Source organism: Micromonospora sp. WMMC415, assembly GCF_009707425.1.
Lineage (GTDB): Bacteria > Actinomycetota > Actinomycetes > Mycobacteriales > Micromonosporaceae > Micromonospora.
Map to the genome: position 1 here is coordinate 4,708,208 of NZ_CP046104.1, position 19,699 is coordinate 4,727,906.

The following is a 19,699-nucleotide window of genomic DNA, read 5'->3' on the forward strand; positions in this document are numbered from 1 at the left end:
CTGAGTCCTTCCGCGGGGCGGGGGTGTGCGGTCCTCACGCTACCGGGCCCGGCCGAACCCGCCGTGCGGTACGGTGCCGGGGAGTGCGTGGCGCAGGCGTGAGGGGGCGATGGTGGCCAGCGTGGACGAGTGCCGGCAGGCGTTGCAGGATCTCGCCGCCCGGCTCGACCGCAACGCCGAGGCGGTGCGGGAACGGGTCGACCTGGACCGCTCGCTCGCCTGCCGGATCACCGACCTGGACACCGCGTTCCACGGCCGGATCACCGGCGGCCGCCTGGTGGACCTCGCCGACGGCGACGACCCGAAGGCCAAGATCGCGATGAGCACCACCAGCGACGACCTGCTCGCCCTCGTCCGCGGCGAGCTGGACGTGACCCGCGCGGTGGCGTCCCGCCGGGTCTCGATCAAAGCGAACCCGTTCGACCTGATGAAGCTGCGTAAGCTGCTCTGACCGCGGGCGGTCGCCGGGTCAGTCGGCGAGCAGACCCAGCGCCGCGAGCGCCAGGTCGGCCTCGGGCGACGTGGCCCGCACCGACACCGGTTCCGCCGCCGACCACGCCGCCGCGCACAGCGCCGGCAGCGCGTCCAGCGGGCGTCCCGCACCGGAGAGCTCCACCCGCCCGTCGCGCACCGTCGCCGACCAGCCCGCGGCCTCCGCCGGGCCGGGCACCCGCACCGCGGCCGCCGGGTCGAAGAGCCCCGCCAGGTCCTCCGACACGTACGTCGGCCGCCGCTCGGGAACGGCGGCCAGCAGCTCGGCCACGCCGCTGACACCGGTGAGTACGAGCAGACTGTCCAGGCCGGCCCGGACGGCGCCCTCGATGTCGGTGTCCAGCCGGTCGCCCACGACCAGCGTCCGGCCGGTGCGGGCGCGGCGGGCGGCGGTGGCGAACAGTTGCGGCTCCGGCTTGCCCACGACCACGTCCGGGTCGCGGTTGAGCGCCGTGCGCAGCGCGGCCACCAGGGCGCCGTTGCCGGGCAGCGGGCCACGGCCGCTGGGCAGGGTCCGGTCGGTGTTGGTGGCGATCCAGGTCGCGCCGCCCCGGATCGCGACCGCGGCTTCAGCGAGGTCGCTCCAACCGACCTGCGGCCCGTACCCCTGGACGACCGCGACCGGCGACTCCTCGACCCGGCTGACCGGGGTGAGCCCGGCGGCGCGGACCTCGGCGCGCAGCGCCTCGGCGCCGACCACCAGGACCGGCGCCGCCGCCGGGTACCGGTCGCGGAGCAGCTCCGCGGCGGCGGCCGCGGACGTCAGGACCTCCTCCGCCCGGGCGGCGACGCCCATGCCGGTGAGCAGGTCGGCGACCTCGCTCGACCGGCGGGAGGCGTTGTTCGTCGCGTACGCGACCGCCCGCCCCTCGGCGTGCAGCCGGCCGACCGCCTCGACCGCGCCGGGGATCGGCTGGTCGATCAGGTAGATCACACCGTCCAGGTCGAAGACGACCAGGCTGTACCCGTCGACCAGCCGCCCGTCGGTCATCGCCGGTCGGCGCCCGGCTCGTCGCGCCGGGCCTCGTCGACGTCGGCCGCGCCGAGGTACGACGCACCCCCGAGGCGGCGCGCCTCGGTGTCGGTGAGCTCGTCCTCGGCCAGGTCGTCAGCGACCGCACCTGCGTCCGGCACCGCCGTCCCCGCGCCGGCCGCCGCCACCTCGACGTCGGCGTCGGTGTCGCGGCCGGCGTCGTCGGCGGTGTGGTCCTCGGCGTCGGCGGCCCGACGGTCGCCTGCGGCGGCGTCGGCGCCGGTCGCCGGCTCGACGTCGCCCCCACCGGTGAGGTCGGCGTCCGGCTCCGCCGGAACCGCCCCCGGCGCGCCGGGCCCGGCGGCGAAGTCGTCGACCTCGTCCTCGTCGTCGCCCTCGATCACCACACCGTCGAGTTCCAGCAGGCGCTCGGCCGCGTCGGTCTCGCCGTCGGTGTCGACCTCCGCCGCGCGGGAGAACCACTCGCGGGCCTCCTCGCGGCGGCCCACCGCGAGCAACGCGTCGGCGTACGCGTACCGCAGCCGGGACGTCCACGGCTCGGCCGCGTCACTCGTCAGCTCCGGAACCTGGAGCATCGCCACCGCCGCGTCCTTCTGGCCCAGGTCACCGCGAGCTCCGGCGGCCACGATCAGCAACTCGATCGCCACGGCCTGGTCCAGCTTGGTCCGGTCCGCGCCCCGGAACAGGTCGACGGCCCGCTCCGGGCGGCCCAGGGCCCGCTCGCAGTCCGCGAGGACGGCGAGGTGGCTCTGGAGGCCGGTCATCCGGTGGTACGTCCGCAGCTCGGCCACCGCCGTCTGCCACTCCCCCGCGTGGTACGCGGCCAGCCCGACCGCCTCACGGACAGCGGCGATACGCGAAGCGAGCCGGCGGGCCGCCAGGGCGTGCGCCAGTGCCTCGGCCGGGTCCTCGTCGATCAGCTGACCGGTGGCGACCAGGTGCCGGGCGACCTTCTCCGCCACGCCCTTGGCCAGGGAGAGCAGTTCCGCCCGGACGTCCTTGTCCAGGTCGGTCGCGACGATCTCGTCGGACAGTATCGGCGCGGCCGGCGCCTCGGGCCCGGTCTCGGCCTCGGGCCGCTCCCGGCGGTCACCCCGGAAGCCACCCTCACGGCGCTCGCCACCGCGGAAGCCACCCTCACGGTCGCCCCGGAAGCCACCCTCACGGCGCTCACCGCCCCGGAAGCCACCTTCACGACGCTCGCCACCGCGGAAGCCACCCTCACGGTCGCCCCGGAAGCCACCCTCACGACGCTCACCGCCCCGGAAGCCACCTTCACGACGCTCACCGCCGCGGAAGCCACCCTCACGGTCACCGCCCCGGTAGCCACCCTCGCGGCGCTCACCGCCCCGGTAGCCACCCTCGCGGCGCTCACCGCCCCGGAAGCCACCCTCACGGCGCTCACCACCCCGGTAGCCACCCTCACGGTCACCGCCCCGGAAGCCACCCTCACGGCGCTCACCGCCCCGGTAGCCACCCTCACGGCGCTCGCCACCGCGGAAGCCACCCTCACGGTCGCCCCGGAAGCCACCCTCGCGACGCTCACCGCCACGGAAGCCACCTTCACGGCGCTCGCCGCCCCGAGCGCCCTCACGGTCACCGCGGAAGCCACCCTCACGGCGCTCGCCGCCCCGAGCGCCCTCACGGTCACCGCGGAAGCCACCCTCACGGCGCTCGCCGCCCCGAGCGCCCTCACGGTCACCGCGGAAGCCACCCTCACGGCGCTCACCGCCCCGAGCGCCCTCACGGTCACCGCGGAAGCCACCCTCACGGCGCTCACCACCGCGGAAGCCACCCTCACGGCGCTCACCGCCACGGAAGCCACCTTCACGGCGCTCGCCACCGCGGAAGCCACCCTCACGGTCACCGCCCCGGAAGCCACCCTCACGGTCACCGCCCCGGAAGCCACCCTCACGGCGCTCGCCACCGCGGAAGCCGCCCTCGCGGCGCTCACCGCCACGGAAGCCACCTTCACGGCGCTCACCGCCCCGAGCGCCCTCACGGTCACTGCGGAAGCCACCCTCACGGGAGCCGGACCGGTAGCCCTCCTCGCGGCGGAAGCCCTGGTCGGGGCCGCGGAATCCCTGGCGGTCGCCACCACGGGCGCCGCCCTCGCGGCGGTCGCCGCGGAAGCCCTCGCGGTCCCGGAAGCCGCCCTGCCGCTCGTCGTCGCGGGACCGGAACTCGCCCCGGCGGTCGCCGCCGCGCTCGCCGGCGCGGTCGTCGCGGTACGACGGGCGGTCGCCCCGGCGCGGGGTGCCGTCGCGGCCGGCCGGACGGTCTTCGTATCGACGCGGGCGATCGCCGCCGTGCGGTCCTGAGCTCACAGGTTCATCCTTCCTGATTGCGCCACCTGGGGCGCCACGCAGTCGAGGGCCGACCCGGATGGGGCGGCCCTCGACTGGAAGATTGTCCGGCGGTGTCCTACTCTCCCACACCCTCCCGAGTGCAGTACCATCGGCGCTGGAGGGCTTAGCTTCCGGGTTCGGAATGTTACCGGGCGTTTCCCCTCCGCCATGACCGCCGTAACTCTATCGACATGTCAAACAACACCCACACGGGTTTGTTGTTCGTTTGTCGGGAGTTGCACAGTGGACGCGTAGCAGCTTTGTTGGTCAAGTCCTCGGCCTATTAGTACCGGTCAACTGAACCCGTTACCGGGCTTACATTTCCGGCCTATCAACCCAGTCGTCTAGCTGGGGGCCTTACCCACCCGAAGGTGGTGGGATACCTCATCTTGAAGCGAGCTTCCCGCTTAGATGCTTTCAGCGGTTATCCCTTCCGAACGTAGCTAACCAGCCGTGCCCCTGGCGGGACAACTGGCACACCAGAGGTTCGTCCGTCCCGGTCCTCTCGTACTAGGGACAGCCCTTCTCAAGTATCCTACGCGCACGGCGGATAGGGACCGAACTGTCTCACGACGTTCTAAACCCAGCTCGCGTACCGCTTTAATGGGCGAACAGCCCAACCCTTGGGACCTGCTACAGCCCCAGGATGCGACGAGCCGACATCGAGGTGCCAAACCATCCCGTCGATATGGACTCTTGGGGAAGATCAGCCTGTTATCCCCGGGGTACCTTTTATCCGTTGAGCGACACCGCTTCCACATGCCAGTGCCGGATCACTAGTCCCGACTTTCGTCCCTGCTCGACCTGTCAGTCTCACAGTCAAGCTCCCTTGTGCACTTGCACTCAACACCTGATTGCCAACCAGGCTGAGGGAACCTTTGGGCGCCTCCGTTACCCTTTAGGAGGCAACCGCCCCAGTTAAACTACCCACCAGACACTGTCCCTGAACCGGATAACGGTCCGAAGTTAGATACCCAAACCAACCAGAGTGGTATTTCAAGATTGCCTCCACCCGCACTGGCGTGCGAGCTTCACCGGCTCCCACCTATCCTACACAAGCTAATTCAGATACCAATGTCAAGCTATAGTAAAGGTCCCGGGGTCTTTCCGTCCTGCCGCGCGTAACGAGCATCTTTACTCGTAGTGCAATTTCGCCGGGCCTGTGGTTGAGACAGTGGGGAAGTCGTTACGCCATTCGTGCAGGTCGGAACTTACCCGACAAGGAATTTCGCTACCTTAGGATGGTTATAGTTACCACCGCCGTTTACTGGCGCTTAAGTTCTCCGCTTCGCCCCCGAAAGAGCTAACAGGTCCCCTTAACGTTCCAGCACCGGGCAGGCGTCAGTCCATATACATCGAATTACTTCTTCGCATGGACCTGTGTTTTTAGTAAACAGTCGCTTCCCCCTGCTCTCTGCGGCCATACAACGCTCCACCCGCGCGGGGCTTCACGTCTCCGGCCCCCCTTCTCCCTAAGTTACGGGGGCAATTTGCCGAGTTCCTTAACCACAGTTCGCCCGATCGCCTCGGTATTCTCTACCTGACCACCTGTGTCGGTTTGGGGTACGGGCCGCTCGGAACTCGCTAGAGGCTTTTCTCGGCAGCATAGGATCACTGACTTCACCTGAATCGGCTCGGCATCACGTCTCAGCCTATGTGTGCTGCGGATTTGCCTACAGCACGGCCTACACGCTTACCCCGGCACAACCACCGGCCGGGCTCAGCTACCTTCCTGCGTCACCCCATCGCTTGACTACTACCCGCCAGGTTCCCACGCTCCCCGTGTTTGGTCCGAAGACCGCCCACAGATCGGGTGGTTAGCACAACGAGGTTCGTCAGGGTCGCTCCTTCGCGGGTACGGGAATATCAACCCGTTGTCCATCGACTACGCCTCTCGGCCTCGCCTTAGGTCCCGACTCACCCAGGGCGGATTAGCCTGGCCCTGGAACCCTTGGTCATCCGGCGGAAGGGTTTCTCACCCTTCTTTCGCTACTCATGCCTGCATTCTCACTCGTGCCGCGTCCACAACTGGGTCACCCCGCTGCTTCACCCCCGGCACGACGCTCCCCTACCCACCCACACACCTGCACCAACACCCCGAAGAGCGCCGGCGAAGTACTTGTGTGAGTGCCACAGCTTCGGCGGTGTGCTTGAGCCCCGCTACATTGTCGGCGCGGAACCACTTGACCAGTGAGCTATTACGCACTCTTTAAAGGGTGGCTGCTTCTAAGCCAACCTCCTGGTTGTCTATGCGACCCCACATCCTTTTCCACTTAGCACACGCTTAGGGGCCTTAGCTGGTGATCTGGGCTGTTTCCCTCTCGACTACGAAGCTTATCCCCCGCAGTCTCACTGCCGCGCTCTCACTTACCGGCATTCGGAGTTTGGCTGATTTCGGTAAGCTTGTGGGCCCCCTAGACCATCCAGTGCTCTACCTCCGGCAAGAAACACGCGACGCTGCACCTAAATGCATTTCGGGGAGAACCAGCTATCACGGAGTTTGATTGGCCTTTCACCCCTAACCACAGGTCATCCCCCAACTTTTCAACGTTGGTGGGTTCGGCCCTCCACGCGGTCTTACCCGCGCTTCAGCCTGCCCATGGCTAGATCACTCCGCTTCGGGTCTAGGACACGCGACTGAATCGCCCTATTCAGACTCGCTTTCGCTACGGCTCCCCCACACGGGTTAACCTCGCCACATGCCACTAACTCGCAGGCTCATTCTTCAAAAGGCACGCCGTCACCCCGCAAGGCTCCGACGGATTGTAGGCGAACGGTTTCAGGTACTATTTCACTCCCCTCCCGGGGTACTTTTCACCATTCCCTCACGGTACTCGTCCGCTATCGGTCACCAGGAAGTATTTAGGCTTACCAGGTGGTCCTGGCAGATTCACGGCAGATTTCAGGAGTCCGCCGCTACTCGGGAACACCCACAGAAGACCAGCTGCTTTCACCTACCGGACTATCACCGTCTACGGTCGGCCTTTCCAGACCATTCGACTAACAACTGGCTTTGTAACTCCTCACACGAGTGTCAGCTCGTGTAGCAGGGTCCCACAACCCCGACCACGCAACCCCTGACAGGTATCACACGCAGCCGGTTTAGCCTCAATCCGCTTTCGCTCGCCACTACTCACGGAATCACTGTTGTTTTCTCTTCCTACGGGTACTGAGATGTTTCACTTCCCCGCGTTCCCTCCACACACCCTATGAGTTCAGGTGCGGGTGACACCACATGACTGATGCCGGGTTCCCCCATTCGGACACCCTGGGATCACAGCTCGGTTGACAGCTCCCCCAGGCCTATCGCGGCCTCCCACGTCCTTCATCGGCTCCTGGTGCCAAGGCATCCACCGTTCGCCCTTGACAACTTGACCACAAAGATGCTCGCGTCCACTGTGCAATTCTCAACAAACGACCAACCCACAACCCGAAACACCCCACACCAGCAACCCCACCCCCACGGGGGCAGCATCCGGTATGCGAGGCCAGGCCGTGCCTGGCAACCAACCCTGGAACTCAACTCCAGGTCATGGTTTCCGAAAGGACAACCACCGGTTGTTCCTTCAGGACCCAACAGGGTGCCCATCATCCTCCCCCAGCCGCACCAGGACCCCGTTCCACACCACCGAAGTGGCCGTACTAGGAAGAACCCGGCCGTTGCCAGGGAAAAACTCGCCAGTGTCTCCGCCAATCGAGCACCCCGACCCGACATCCGCGGGCCGCGGGCTCCATACCACCCTTCGGTGGATGGTGCTCCTTAGAAAGGAGGTGATCCAGCCGCACCTTCCGGTACGGCTACCTTGTTACGACTTCGTCCCAATCGCCAGCCCCACCTTCGACGGCTCCCTCCCTGACGGGTTGGGCCACCGGCTTCGGGTGTTGCCGACTTTCGTGACGTGACGGGCGGTGTGTACAAGGCCCGGGAACGTATTCACCGCAGCGTTGCTGATCTGCGATTACTAGCGACTCCGACTTCACGGGGTCGAGTTGCAGACCCCGATCCGAACTGAGACCGGCTTTTTGGGATTCGCTCCACCTCACGGTATCGCAGCCCATTGTACCGGCCATTGTAGCATGCGTGAAGCCCTGGACATAAGGGGCATGATGACTTGACGTCATCCCCACCTTCCTCCGAGTTGACCCCGGCAGTCTTCGATGAGTCCCCGCCATAACGCGCTGGCAACATCGAACGAGGGTTGCGCTCGTTGCGGGACTTAACCCAACATCTCACGACACGAGCTGACGACAGCCATGCACCACCTGTGACCGCCCCCGAAGGACCCGACATCTCTGCCGGTTTTGCGGCCATGTCAAACCCAGGTAAGGTTCTTCGCGTTGCATCGAATTAATCCGCATGCTCCGCCGCTTGTGCGGGCCCCCGTCAATTCCTTTGAGTTTTAGCCTTGCGGCCGTACTCCCCAGGCGGGGCGCTTAATGCGTTAGCTGCGGCACAGGGAACCGGAGAGGCCCCCCACACCTAGCGCCCAACGTTTACAGCGTGGACTACCAGGGTATCTAATCCTGTTCGCTCCCCACGCTTTCGCTCCTCAGCGTCAGTATCGGCCCAGAGACCCGCCTTCGCCACCGGTGTTCCTCCTGATATCTGCGCATTTCACCGCTACACCAGGAATTCCAGTCTCCCCTACCGAACTCTAGCCTGCCCGTATCGACTGCAGGCCCGCAGTTGAGCCGCGGGTTTTCACAGTCGACGCGACAAGCCGCCTACGAGCTCTTTACGCCCAATAAATCCGGACAACGCTCGCGCCCTACGTCTTACCGCGGCTGCTGGCACGTAGTTGGCCGGCGCTTCTTCTGCAGGTACCGTCACTTCCGCTTCGTCCCTGCTGAAAGAGGTTTACAACCCGAAGGCCGTCATCCCTCACGCGGCGTCGCTGCATCAGGCTTCCGCCCATTGTGCAATATTCCCCACTGCTGCCTCCCGTAGGAGTCTGGGCCGTGTCTCAGTCCCAGTGTGGCCGGTCGCCCTCTCAGGCCGGCTACCCGTCGTCGCCTTGGTAGGCCATCACCCCACCAACAAGCTGATAGGCCGCGAGCCCATCCCAGGCCGAAAAACTTTCCACCCCCCACCATGCGGCAGGAAGTCCTATCCGGTATTAGCCCCGGTTTCCCGGGGTTATCCCAAAGCCTAGGGCAGGTTGCTCACGTGTTACTCACCCGTTCGCCGCTCGAGTACCCCGAAGGGCCTTTCCGCTCGACTTGCATGTGTTAAGCACGCCGCCAGCGTTCGTCCTGAGCCAGGATCAAACTCTCCAACAAAAACCTGTTGAAAAACTGTCCCGACAACAAAGTGTTGCCAAAGGAATCCCAACCAGCCGAAACCACAGCCTCGACCAGTCCGGGGTATAAAACAATTTGGCACTGGCTTATCAAGCACCCTGTTGAGTTCTCAAAGAACAACCACACACCATCAGAAACCCACACCGTGGGCCCCATCCGGGGCTTCACTCCCACCCACCGCTCTCGCGCCGGGCACTTTTACTACGTTACCCGGTGGTTTCCGCCGTGTCAAACCGCTCTGTGGCGCTTTGTCGTGCTTCACACCATTTTCCGGGGCACCACATCGCGACCGACTCTCGTCGTTCGCTTCATGGTTCCAGCAGACCGGCCGCTGCGGTTTCCCGCGAGCGCGCCCGGCTCCCTGCCGGCCGTTAACCTTACCCGGTCGGTTCCGCCTCACCAAATCCGCCTCCCGGCAGATCCGGGGCACCGCCCGGTCCAGGTTCGCACGGATAGCAACCGCACGCCCCTGAGGTCATTCCCGCGCTCCGGCCGTTCAGGACTTTCGCCCTTTTTCGCCCGTTCCGCGCTGGCAGAGAGAAAGGTACGCGTCCGGCGGAGTGATCGTCAAATCCGCCGGACGCGTCCCCGGTCACACTCTCGACGTACGCCTATTTCCGCAGCTCGACGCCCGCGAACGAGCGCTTGCCGCGGCGCAGCACCAGGTACCGGCCGTGCAACAGGTCCTCCGGGGTGACCACCGCGTCGGCCGACGTCACCCGGTTGTTGTTGATGTAGGCGCCCCCCTCGGCGATGACCCGCCGCGCCTCCTTGTTGCTCGGCACCAGGCCCGACTCCCTGAGCAGGCTGGCCACATCGGGCAGCTCGTCGAGGTGGACCAGCCCGGCCTCGGTGAGCGCCGCCCGCAGGGTGACCGGGGACAGCTCCTCCAACGAGCCCCGCCCGAAGAGAGCCTGGCTGGCCGCGACGACCTGGGCCATCTCCCGCTCGCCGTGCACGAGGGTGGTGAGCTCCTCGGCCAGGGCCCGCTGGGCGGCCCGGGCCGCCGGCCGTTCCGCCGTCTCCTTCTCCAGCGCCTCCAGGTCCGCCCGTGGACGGAAGCTGAAGAATCGCAGGTACCGGCTCACGTCCCGGTCGTCGACGTTGACCCAGAACTGGTAGAAGGCATACGGGCTGGTCATCTCCGGGTCCAGCCAGATGGCGCCACCCTCGGTCTTGCCGAACTTCGTCCCGTCCGACCTGGTCACCAGAGGCGTGGTGAAGGCCTCGACCGGGCCGGCACCCCGGCGGCGGATGTAGTCGACGCCGGCGGTGATGTTGCCCCACTGGTCGGAGCCGCCGTACTGGAGCTGGCAGCCGTGCCGGCGGTGCAGCTCGAAGAAGTCGTTGGCCTGCAGCAGCTGGTAGCTGAACTCGGTGAAGCTGATCCCGCTCTCCAGCCGGGCCCTGACCACCTCGCGGGCCAGCATCTTGTTGACCGGGAAGTGCTTGCCGACGTCGCGCAGGAACTCGACCACCGACATCTCGGCGGTCCAGTCCAGGTTGTTGACCAGCTGCGCCGCGTTGGCGCCCTGGTACGACACGAACGGCGCGAGCTGCTCGCGGATCCGGGCGACCCAGCCGGCCACGACCTCCGGCGGGTTGAGCGTGCGCTCCGCGCTCTCCTTCGGGTCGCCGATCTGGCCGGTCGCACCGCCCACCAGCAGCAGCGGCCGGTGGCCGGCGAGCTGGAGCCGCCGGGCGGTGGTGACCTGCATGAGGTGGCCGACGTGCAGGCTCGGCGCGGTGGGGTCGAAGCCCACATAGAAGGCCGCTCCCGGGCCGTCGAGCAGCGCGCGCAGCTCGTCCAGGCCGGTGGAGTCCTGGATCAGGCCGCGCCACCGCAGGTCGTCGAAGAGAGAGTCCCGCCCGGACGGCGGGAGGCTGGTGTCGGTCACGGTCACCGATTCTCCCCCATGACCGGCCTCCGCCCGTACCGGGTTTGCCGGTCCGGTGCCCGCTACGCTGGCCGCCTGCTCATTGAGGAGGGGTCTTCGTGGACGAGCCGGACCTGACGGGTGGTTTCGTGGCGCTGCTCGGTCTGAAGTTCGATGAGGCGAGTGCCGACCGGGTGGTCATCCGGTGGCAGGTCCGCCCCGAGCTGCACCAGCCGTTCGGCATCCAGCACGGCGGCGTGTACTGCTCGGTCGTGGAGACCGCGGCCAGCGTCGGCGGCGCTCTGTGGCTGGGTGACCGGGGCCAGGTGGTCGGCGTGTCGAACCAGACCGACTTCCTCCGCGCGGTCCGCGACGGGGAGCTGACCGCCGTCGGGACGCCCGTGCACCGGGGTCGCAGCCAGCAGCTGTGGCAGGTGGAGGTCACCGACGGCGACGACCGGCTGATCGCGCGCGGCCAGGTCCGCCTCCAGAACCTCACGCCCGCCTGACCGCCGCCACCGCCGGCCCGTCCCGGCCGCCCCGCACCGCGCCGGCCCGACCCGGTACGCGCACAGCCCGCCCGCCGGAGGCCACGCGACCGCCGGGACGGTGGAGGTCGGGCGGTGACCGGTCAGGAGCGGGACGGGTCGAGGGCCGGGGTGGCCTCGTCGTCGCGGGCGGGCGCGGCCCGGCGTACCCGCACCTGGTCGATGGCGCGGTGGTCGACGCGGGTCACCTCCAGCTCCCACCCGTCGACCGTGACGCTCTCCCCGGCCACGGTCGGGATGTGGCCGAGGCCGGCGAGGACCAGCCCGGCGACCGTGGTGTAGTCGCCGCTGGGCCGGCCGGGCAGGTCGACGCCGACATCGGGTAGGTCGTGCACGGGGAACGTGCCGGGCAGCAGCATCGACCCGTCCGGGTCGGTGCGTACCGAGCGGACGTCCCGGTCGGTCTCGTCGTAGATCTCGCCGACGATCTCCTCGAGGATGTCCTCGAGGGTGACGATCCCGTCGACCGCGCCGCGCTCGTCCACCACCAGGGCGATGTGCTGCCGCTCCGCCTTGAACTGGCGCAGCGCCTCGACCACCGGCAGCGAGTCGGGCAGCAGCATCGGCGGGCGGGCGATCTCGTCGACCGGCCGGGCGTCCGGCATGCCGACCAGGTCACGCAGGTGGATCACGCCGACCGCGTCGTCGAGCCCGCCGTGCCGGACCACCGGCGCCCGGGAGTGGCCGGTGGCGGCGAGCACCAGCCGGGCGGCCTCCGCGGTGGTGCCGCTGTCGAGCGTGAAGACCTGCAACCGGGGTACGAGCACCGCCTTGAGCTGCCGGTCGGCGATCTCCACCGCCCCGGCGATGATCATGCGCTGTTCCTTGGTGAAGCCGTGGTTGCTGGCGACGATGTCACGTAGCTCGTCCGGGCCGATCTCGTCCGGCTCGTGCTTCGGGTCGAGCCCCACCAGGCGGACCACCAGGTCGCTGGTCGCGCCGAGCGCCCAGACCGCCGGCCGGGTGAGACCGGCGAGCACGTCCAGCGGGCGGGCCACCAGCAGCGCCCACCGCTCGGCGGCCTGCATGGCGATCCGCTTCGGCGCCAACTCGCCGAAGACCAGCGTGACGAACGTCAGCGCCAGGGTGACCAGCACGATCGCGACCGTCTCGGCGGCGCCGCCCAGCGGCGCCAGCAGCGGCACCAGGGGCCGGGCCAGGGACACCGCGGCGGCCGCCGAGGCCAGGAACCCGGCCAGGGTGATGCCGATCTGGATGGTGGCGAGGAAACGGTTCGGGTCGCGGGCGAGGCGGGCCAGCGTACGCCCGGCCCGGCTGGTGCGTTCGAGGCGCTGGATCTGGCTGTCCCGCAGCGACACCAGCGCCATCTCGCTGCCCGCGAAGAGCGCGTTCAGGACGACCAGGACACCCACCAGGGCCAGTTGGCTCCCGTAGCTCTGCACGCCGGGTACTCCTCCTGCGGACCGCGCCGGCGTCCGTCGCCGGCACCGCCGGGCGGGGCGGCGCCGGCGTACGCGCATCTGTGCCCCGCGGAGGAGCCACCGAACCCTCGGCGGGGAGGTGTCACGCCGAGGCGGGCAGATCCAGCACGTACGCGTCGCCCTGGGGGCGGAACCCGAGCCGGTGGTAATAGGGCGCGACCATGCCGGGCGGGCTGACCACCCGGCGGAACCCGCGGTCGGTGAACAGCCGGCTGCGCCGGTACACGAACTCGCCCGGGGTGAAGTCGCGGAACCGGCGGGTGACGTAGTCGAGGTCGATCTGCGCCACCCCGCCGGGCTCGGCGTGCGACAGCACCACCCCGACGACCTCGTCGGCCTTCATCACCACGAACGCCGACCGCTCCCCCTCCGGCGGCCAGGTGAAGCCGGGGTTGAACCGGGCGATGTCGGCCGCGTGCACGCGGAGGGTGTGGGCCAGGAACTGGTCGTCGACGCCCACCTCGACCACCTCGTAGGTCGCCTCGTCGTGCCGGGTGGCGAGCATGGTGCGCAGGTACCAGACGTTGATCGCCGCCAGCACCACGTTCAACCCGACCATCGGCCACACCTGCACCGCGGCGTTGTAGCCGATGAGGATGAGGCAGCCGATCAGGTTCAGGGCGCGCAGCCGGAGGATGCGCGTCTGCAGCAGCGACCAGACCAGCACCGCGGAGCCGGTCCAGCCGATCAGTTCCAGCCAGTTCACCCCGCGAGGGTAGTGCCTGCCCTGGTCAGGCCGGGTCGGGGGCCTGGCCCGACAGCTCCAGGATCCACTCCTCGACCTCGGCGCCGCGTCCGTGGGCGTAGCCGCGGTCCTCGCCGGTGACGACGAACCCGCACTTGCGGAGCACCGCGAGCGACGCCCGGTTGTCCTTGGCGGCGCGGGCGTGCACCGGCCGGCGGGACACCTCACCCAACAGGGCGGCGAGCGCCCCGGTGGCGTACCCCCGGCCCCACCGGCGGGGGTCGATCCAGTAGCTGACCTCGGTGCGCCCGTCGGCCGGGAAAACGTTCACGTGGCCGACCACCTCGCCGTCGACGACCACCGTGCGCGACATCACGGCCGGGTCCGCGCGGACCCGGCGCCAGTGGGCGTCGAACGCGGCGCGGTCTGCCGGGTCCGCCGGGCCGAACGCCGCCATCCAGTTGGCCTCGGCGTCCAACTGGTGGGTGAAGAAGAGCGGCAGATCGTCGTCGAGCACCGGGCGCAGTCGCAGTTGGGCGGTCACAGACGCCGAGGATAGGGCGTGGGGCCGACATTACGGACGAGCGGCGGCGGGCCGGGCCCGCCGCGGATCGGGACCTCTGGCCCGCACGGGGTCCCGTCCGGCCCTGCCGGGGCCACGGCGCTCGGGGCTACCAACGAAGGGGGACGACGTCCCGCGGGCGACGGAGGAGGCCGGCAGCGATGACGAGATACGTCTACGACTTCATCGAGGGCGACCGGAGCAGGGCGGACCTGCTCGGCGGCAAGGGCGCGAACCTGGCCGAGATGACGCGGCTCGGGCTGCCGGTGCCGCCCGGCTTCACCGTGACCACGGAGGCGTGCCGGGCGTACCTGGCCGAGGGCCGGCCGCCGGTCGGCCTGTTCGACGAGGTCAACGCGCACCTGCGGGAGATCGAGGCCCGGCTGGACCGGCGGCTCGGCGACCCGCACGACCCGTTGCTGCTCGCGGTCCGCTCCGGTGGGCGGTACTCGATGCCGGGGATGATGGAGACGATCCTCGACATCGGCCTCAACGACGCCACGGTGGCCGGCCTGGCCGCGCGGACCGGTGACGAGCGCTTCGCATGGGACTCCTACCGCCGCTTGATCCAGATGTTCGGGCGGACCGTGCACGGCGTACCGGCCGAGGAGTTCGAACGGGAGCTGGCCGCGGTCCGCGCCGCCGCCGGGCCGGCCGGGCCGGACGCGGCGACGCTGCGCGCGCTGGTCGACACGTACAAGAAGGTGTACGCCGGGCAGGTCGGGCACGACTTCCCCCAGGCCCCGCACGAGCAGCTCTACCTGGCCGTCCGCGCGGTCTTCGAGTCGTGGAACGCCGAGCGCGCGGTGCTCTACCGCCGACGCGAGCACATCCCGGACGACCTCGGCACCGCGGTCACCGTGATGGCGATGGTCTTCGGCAACCTGGGCGCGGACTCCGGCACCGGGGTGGCGTTCACCCGCGACCCGGCCACCGGGGAGCCGGGCGTGTACGGCGACTACCTGCCCGACGCGCAGGGCGAGGACGTGGTGGCCGGCGTCCGGAACACGGTGCCGCTGGCCGAGCTGGAACGGACCGACCCGGCGAGCTTCGGCGAGCTGATGCGGATCATGGGTGTCCTGGAACGGCACTACCGGGACCTGTGCGACGTGGAGTTCACCATCGAGCGCGGCCGGTTGTGGATGTTGCAGACCCGGGTCGGCAAGCGCACGCCCGGCGCGGCGTTCACGATCGCCGCGCAGCTCGTCGACGAGGGCCTGATCACTGCCGACGAGGCGCTGCACCGGGTCGACGGCGGCCAGCTGGCCCAGCTGATGTTCCCGGCGTTCGACCTCGCGGTGGCGCCGCCGCCGCTCACCACCGGGGTCGGCGCGTCGCCCGGCGCGGCGGTCGGCGCGATCGTCTTCGACTCGGCGGCTGCCGTCGCGGCGACCGGACCGGTGATCCTGGTCCGGCAGGAGACCAACCCGGACGACCTGCCCGGCATGATCGCCGCCTCGGGTGTGCTCACCGCGCGCGGTGGCAAGACGTCGCACGCCGCCGTGGTGGCCCGCGGCATGGGACGGACCTGCGTCTGCGGCGCCGAGGAGCTGCGGATCGACGCGGAGCGCGGCGAGGTCGTGGTCGGCGACCGGGTGCTCCGGGCCGGTGACGTGGTCTCCGTCGACGGCAGCACCGGCGCGGTGTACCCCGGCGAGGTGCCGGTCGCGCCGTCCCCTGTCGCCCGCTACCTCGCCGGTGAGCTGGTCCCGGAGTCCGACCGCCTGGTCGCCGCCGTGGACCGGCTGCTCCGGCACGCCGACGCGGTCCGCCGGCTGGGGGTGCGCGCCAACGCCGACACGGCCGTCGACGCCCGGCGGGCCCGCGCGTACGGGGCGGCCGGGATCGGGCTGTGCCGGACCGAGCACATGTTCCTCGGCGAGCGCCGGGAGTTGGTGGAGCGCGTGATCCTCGCCGACGACCCGGCGACCCGGGCCACCGCCCTGGCCGCGCTGCTGCCCGTGCAGCGGGCGGACTTCGTCGAGATCCTGGCCGCGATGGACGGGCTTCCGGTGACGGTCCGGCTGCTCGACCCGCCGCTGCACGAGTTCCTGCCACCCCTGCACGAGCTGACCGCCCGGGTGGCCCGCGCCGAGGCGCTGGGCGAGGACCCGGGACGGGACGGCGTCCTGCTGGCGGCCGTCCGGCGGATGCACGAGGCGAACCCCATGCTGGGGCTGCGCGGGGTTCGGCTCGGCCTGGCCGTTCCCGGCCTGTTCGCCGTGCAGGTCCGGGCCCTCGCCGAGGCGGCGGCGCAGCGGGTCAGCGCCGGCGGGGACCCCCGGCCGGAGATCATGGTCCCGCTCGTCACCGACGTGCGGGAGCTGACCGCCGTCCGCGCCGAGATCGAGGAGGTCCTCGCCGGCGTACCGGGCGTCCCACCGATCCCGGTCGGCACGATGGTCGAGACGCCCCGCGCCGCGCTGACCGCCGGGGACCTCGCCCACGAGGCGCACTTCTTCTCCTTCGGCACCAACGACCTGACCCAGACGACCTGGGCGTTCTCCCGCGACGACGTGGAGGCCACGTTCGTCGGCACGTACCTGGAGCGCGGCATCCTCGGCGTCTCCCCGTTCGAGACGGTCGACGCGGCCGGAGTGGGCCGGCTGGTCCGGCTGGCCGTGGCCGAGGGTCGGGCGGCCCGCCCGGACCTCACCGTCGGGCTGTGCGGGGAGCACGGCGGCGACCCGGCGTCGATCGCCTTCTTCGCCGACGCCGGCCTGGACTACGTCTCGTGCTCGCCGTACCGGGTGCCGATCGCCCGGCTGGCCGCCGGCCGGGCCGCCGTCGACCCGGCCGGCGGCGCGTCCGACTCCCGTTGAGAGGGGTGGCTGCCATGACCGCGATCCTCAACCCCACCGGACCCGCGCCGTCCACCCCGCCGGTCCCCCGGCCGGCAGCCGCTGCGGCGGAGCGCCCGGCGGCCGGCGTACCCGTCGGTCCGGTGCTGGACCTGCCGGGCGAGCCGGCGGCGGCGCTGGTGCCGGTCAACCGCGACGGCCGGCCGGTCGGGGCGTTCGTCCTCTCCGACGGCCGGGTGCGCTACCGGCCGGTGCTCGACCCGGACCGGCTGCTCGCCGCGACGGCCGGTGTCGTCGCGCTCGGCCTGCTCGCGGCCGGTGCGGCGGTGGCCGCCCGGCGCCGGCCGCCGGCGATCGGCACGGTGACCATGGGACCGGGCGGCTGGGTCAGCCTCAAGGGTCTGCCGCTGCCGCCGGCACGGACGCCGCGTCCCTGGTGGGCACGCCTGCTGCGGGCCCGCCGCCTGGTCGTCCAGCGCTGACCGACCCGCGGGCGCCGCCGTCCCCCGGCCCGGCGCCCGCCACGGCCGCGTGTCCCGCGCGGCCCGCCGTCCCCGGTCGGGGCGCGGACGTCGTCCCCCTGCCGTCCGCGCCCCGCCGGGGCGGCCCCGTCTCGTCGACGGGGGCCGGAGGTCCCGGTCCGGCCGGTCCTGCGCCTCTCCCCGGTTCGGGCCGGGAGGACGAGGCTGGTGACAGGAACCGAGAGGAAGCGATGAAGGGAGGTCCCGATGCGTGCCACCGTCGTCACCGCGTTCGACCGTCCACTGGAGATCCTCGACGTGCCGGTCCCGGAACCCGGCCCCGGCCAGGTGCTGGTCCGGATCGAGGCGAGCGGGCTCTGCCACACCGACATCCACGCCGCCCGGGGTGACTGGCCGGTCAAGCCGAACCCGCCGTTCGTTCCGGGGCACGAGGGCGTCGGCATCGTCGAGCGGGTCGGCCCCGGCGTCACCGAACACGCCGTGGGCGACCGGGTCGCCCTGCCCTGGCTCGGCTGGGCCTGCGGCACCTGCGACTACTGCGTCAGCGGCTGGGAGACGCTGTGCGAGTCCCAGCGCAACACCGGCTACTCCGTCGACGGCGCGCACGCCGAGTACGCCGTCGCGTCCGCCCGGTACGCGGTGCGCGTGCCCGACGGCGTGAACCCGGTCGAGGCCGCGCCGCTGACCTGCGCCGGGGTCACCACGTACAAGGCGGTGAAGGTCGCCGACGTGCGACCCGGCGACCGGGTGGCGATCTTCGGCATCGGCGGGCTCGGACACCTCGCGCAGCAGTACGCGCAGCTGCACGGCGGCGAGACGGTCGCCGTGGACGTGACCGCCGAGAAGCTGGCCCTGGCCACCGACCTCGGCGCGACGCACACGGTGAACGCGGCCGCGGTCGACCCGGTCGAGGCGATCACCGCCCTCGGCGGCGTGGATGTGGCCGTCGTGCTGGCCGCCAGCCCGACCGTGATCGAGCAGGCACACCGCTGCCTGCGCCGAGGCGGCCGGCTCGTGCTGGTGTCGCTGCCGAAGGACAACTCGATCACCCTGCCGGTGTTCGAGACCGTCCTGAAGGGCATCCGGGTGCTCGGCTCGATCGTCGGCACCCGCGCCGACCTCGCCGAGGTGTTCCGGCTGCACGCCGCCGGCCGTACCCGGGTCGTCCTGGAGACCCGCAAGCTCGACGAGATCAACGAGGCGATCGAGGACGTGCTCGCCGGCCGGGTCGCCGCCCGCCTGGTGATCCAGCCCTGAACCCCGCTGTCCGGCCCGGCCGCCCCTGCACACCGGCGGCCGGGCCGCGGGCTGCCCACCGGGCGGTTGCGGCACCCGCGGGCCGCGGCGCCGCGACAATGGCGGCATGGCGATGAACGTACGACCCACGCGTGCGCTCGGGGCGGCTGCCGGCGGCGCCGGCGCGGCCGGGGCGGCGTCTCTCGGGGCCCTCGCGGTGGGTGCCCTGGCCGTGGGCGCGGTCGCGGTGGGCGCGCTGGCGGTCGGGCGGCTCGCGATCCGGCGGGCGGTGATCCGGGAGCTGCGCATCGGCCGGCTGGAGGTCGACGAGGTGGTGGTGCGCTCGCGCGACGGGTAGCGGGCCGACGGAGACCGTTGGGGGCGCCGCCGCCGCGCCGGTCAGCCCGTCGGCGGGAGCGCGGTCGGGTAGCCGTACACGTCGAGCAGCCGCCCCCGGGCCGCCTGGAGGCGGTCCACCACGATGGCCATGAAGCGCGTGGTCAGCTCCTTGCCCAGGGCGTCGTCGGTCTCGATGAGCCGGCGGACGGCCGCGGCGGTGAACTCCACCGCCGTACTGCGCTGGACGGCCACCGCGCCGAACTGCCAGCGGTACGGCGGGAAGAGCCAGGACCAGCCCAGCACGCCGCCCGGACCGATCGACTCGATCACGACGGCACCGCGGCCGGGCACCGTGACGTCCAGCACCACCTCACCGCCCCGTACCAGCCAGAAACGCTCCGCCGGACGTCCCGGCTGGAACAGCCGCTGGCCGGGGTGCCACACCACCGGGCGCGCGTACGCGGCGAGCCGCGACAGCGACGCCTCGGGCAGCTCGGCGACGAACGGGTGTGCGCGGAGCACGTCGAGTGTGGTCATGGTCGCCGCCCTCCCGACCCGGGTACGGATCCGCCACGTCCATGTCACCCCGTCG

Annotated in this window: 14 protein-coding genes and 3 rRNA genes; 7 read left to right on the plus strand and 10 right to left on the minus strand. The window is 70.4% G+C overall.

What is annotated here, in order from left to right; translation table 11 throughout:
• Nucleotides 1-112 precede the first annotated feature (112 nt).
• Entirely contained in the window at nucleotides 113-451 is a 339-nt protein-coding gene (locus GKC29_RS22240; protein WP_155332662.1) for an SCP2 sterol-binding domain-containing protein, read from the plus strand.
• Between the two features lie 18 nt (nucleotides 452-469).
• On the opposite strand, the gene GKC29_RS22245 is transcribed toward GKC29_RS22240, so the two are convergent.
• A complete protein-coding gene (locus GKC29_RS22245; RefSeq protein ID WP_155332663.1) occupies nucleotides 470-1,483 on the minus strand; it encodes an HAD-IIA family hydrolase in 1,014 nt (337 codons plus the stop codon).
• Complete coding sequence (locus GKC29_RS22250; RefSeq protein WP_196255943.1) at nucleotides 1,480-2,469, minus strand: Replicase polyprotein 1ab; 990 nt, start codon at nucleotides 2,467-2,469, stop codon at nucleotides 1,480-1,482. The genes GKC29_RS22245 and GKC29_RS22250 overlap by 4 nt, the downstream gene beginning before the upstream one ends.
• Here GKC29_RS22250 and GKC29_RS29655 point away from each other — a divergent pair.
• The gene (locus GKC29_RS29655) at nucleotides 2,425-3,807 is read left to right on the plus strand and encodes a hypothetical protein (protein ID WP_196255964.1); all 1,383 of its coding nucleotides are present in this window, start codon (nucleotides 2,425-2,427) and stop codon (nucleotides 3,805-3,807) included. The genes GKC29_RS22250 and GKC29_RS29655 overlap by 45 nt on opposite strands.
• Nucleotides 3,808-3,897: 90 nt before the next feature.
• On the opposite strand, the gene rrf is transcribed toward GKC29_RS29655, so the two are convergent.
• From rrf to tyrS, 4 genes are all read right to left on the minus strand, one after another.
• Nucleotides 3,898-4,014: ribosomal RNA gene (rrf, locus tag GKC29_RS22255) — 5S ribosomal RNA — on the minus strand.
• 83 nt (nucleotides 4,015-4,097) lie between these two features.
• Nucleotides 4,098-7,211: ribosomal RNA gene (locus GKC29_RS22260) — 23S ribosomal RNA — on the minus strand.
• Nucleotides 7,212-7,598: 387 nt separating this feature from the next.
• A 16S ribosomal RNA gene (locus tag GKC29_RS22265) occupies nucleotides 7,599-9,114 on the minus strand.
• Together the 16S, 23S and 5S rRNA genes form the textbook arrangement of a ribosomal RNA operon.
• Nucleotides 9,115-9,746: 632 nt before the next feature.
• Nucleotides 9,747-11,033 (minus strand): tyrosine--tRNA ligase, encoded by a 1,287-nt coding sequence (tyrS, locus tag GKC29_RS22270; protein ID WP_155334287.1) that lies wholly within the window; start codon nucleotides 11,031-11,033, stop codon nucleotides 9,747-9,749.
• A 98-nt stretch (nucleotides 11,034-11,131) separates the two neighbouring features.
• Between tyrS and GKC29_RS22275 the strand changes: the two genes are divergently transcribed.
• Nucleotides 11,132-11,521 carry a PaaI family thioesterase gene (locus GKC29_RS22275; RefSeq protein WP_155332664.1) on the plus strand — a complete coding sequence of 130 codons (390 nt, stop codon included), beginning with the start codon at nucleotides 11,132-11,134 and terminating at the stop codon, nucleotides 11,519-11,521.
• 122 nt (nucleotides 11,522-11,643) lie between these two features.
• Here the strand turns inward: GKC29_RS22275 and GKC29_RS22280 are convergent, their stop codons facing one another.
• The 3 genes from GKC29_RS22280 to GKC29_RS22290 all read right to left on the minus strand — a co-directional run bounded on the left by GKC29_RS22280 (nucleotide 11,644) and on the right by GKC29_RS22290 (nucleotide 14,231).
• Nucleotides 11,644-12,963 carry a hemolysin family protein gene (locus GKC29_RS22280; RefSeq protein ID WP_155332665.1) on the minus strand — a complete coding sequence of 440 codons (1,320 nt, stop codon included), beginning with the start codon at nucleotides 12,961-12,963 and terminating at the stop codon, nucleotides 11,644-11,646.
• Nucleotides 12,964-13,084: 121 nt separating this feature from the next.
• On the minus strand, nucleotides 13,085-13,708 hold the full coding sequence (locus tag GKC29_RS22285) for a hypothetical protein (protein ID WP_155332666.1): 624 nt from the start codon (nucleotides 13,706-13,708) through the stop codon (nucleotides 13,085-13,087).
• A gap of 25 nt (nucleotides 13,709-13,733) precedes the next feature.
• Nucleotides 13,734-14,231, minus strand: a complete 498-nt coding sequence (locus GKC29_RS22290) for a GNAT family N-acetyltransferase (RefSeq protein ID WP_155332667.1) — start codon at nucleotides 14,229-14,231, stop codon at nucleotides 13,734-13,736.
• 179 nt (nucleotides 14,232-14,410) lie between these two features.
• Between GKC29_RS22290 and ppdK the strand changes: the two genes are divergently transcribed.
• From ppdK to GKC29_RS22310, 4 genes are all read left to right on the plus strand, one after another.
• The gene (gene ppdK, locus GKC29_RS22295; protein WP_155332668.1) at nucleotides 14,411-17,071 is read left to right on the plus strand and encodes a pyruvate, phosphate dikinase; all 2,661 of its coding nucleotides are present in this window, start codon (nucleotides 14,411-14,413) and stop codon (nucleotides 17,069-17,071) included.
• Nucleotides 17,072-17,085: 14 nt separating this feature from the next.
• Nucleotides 17,086-17,532, plus strand: coding sequence for a hypothetical protein (locus tag GKC29_RS22300; protein ID WP_155332669.1), 447 nt, complete (start codon nucleotides 17,086-17,088; stop codon nucleotides 17,530-17,532).
• Between the two features lie 246 nt (nucleotides 17,533-17,778).
• Nucleotides 17,779-18,789 carry an alcohol dehydrogenase AdhP gene (adhP, locus tag GKC29_RS22305; protein ID WP_155332670.1) on the plus strand — a complete coding sequence of 337 codons (1,011 nt, stop codon included), beginning with the start codon at nucleotides 17,779-17,781 and terminating at the stop codon, nucleotides 18,787-18,789.
• 106 nt (nucleotides 18,790-18,895) lie between these two features.
• The gene (locus tag GKC29_RS22310) at nucleotides 18,896-19,126 is read left to right on the plus strand and encodes a hypothetical protein (RefSeq protein WP_155332671.1); all 231 of its coding nucleotides are present in this window, start codon (nucleotides 18,896-18,898) and stop codon (nucleotides 19,124-19,126) included.
• Nucleotides 19,127-19,167: 41 nt separating this feature from the next.
• On the opposite strand, the gene GKC29_RS22315 is transcribed toward GKC29_RS22310, so the two are convergent.
• Entirely contained in the window at nucleotides 19,168-19,644 is a 477-nt protein-coding gene (locus GKC29_RS22315; RefSeq protein ID WP_155332672.1) for a Crp/Fnr family transcriptional regulator, read from the minus strand.
• Between the last annotated feature and the right edge of the window lie 55 nt (nucleotides 19,645-19,699).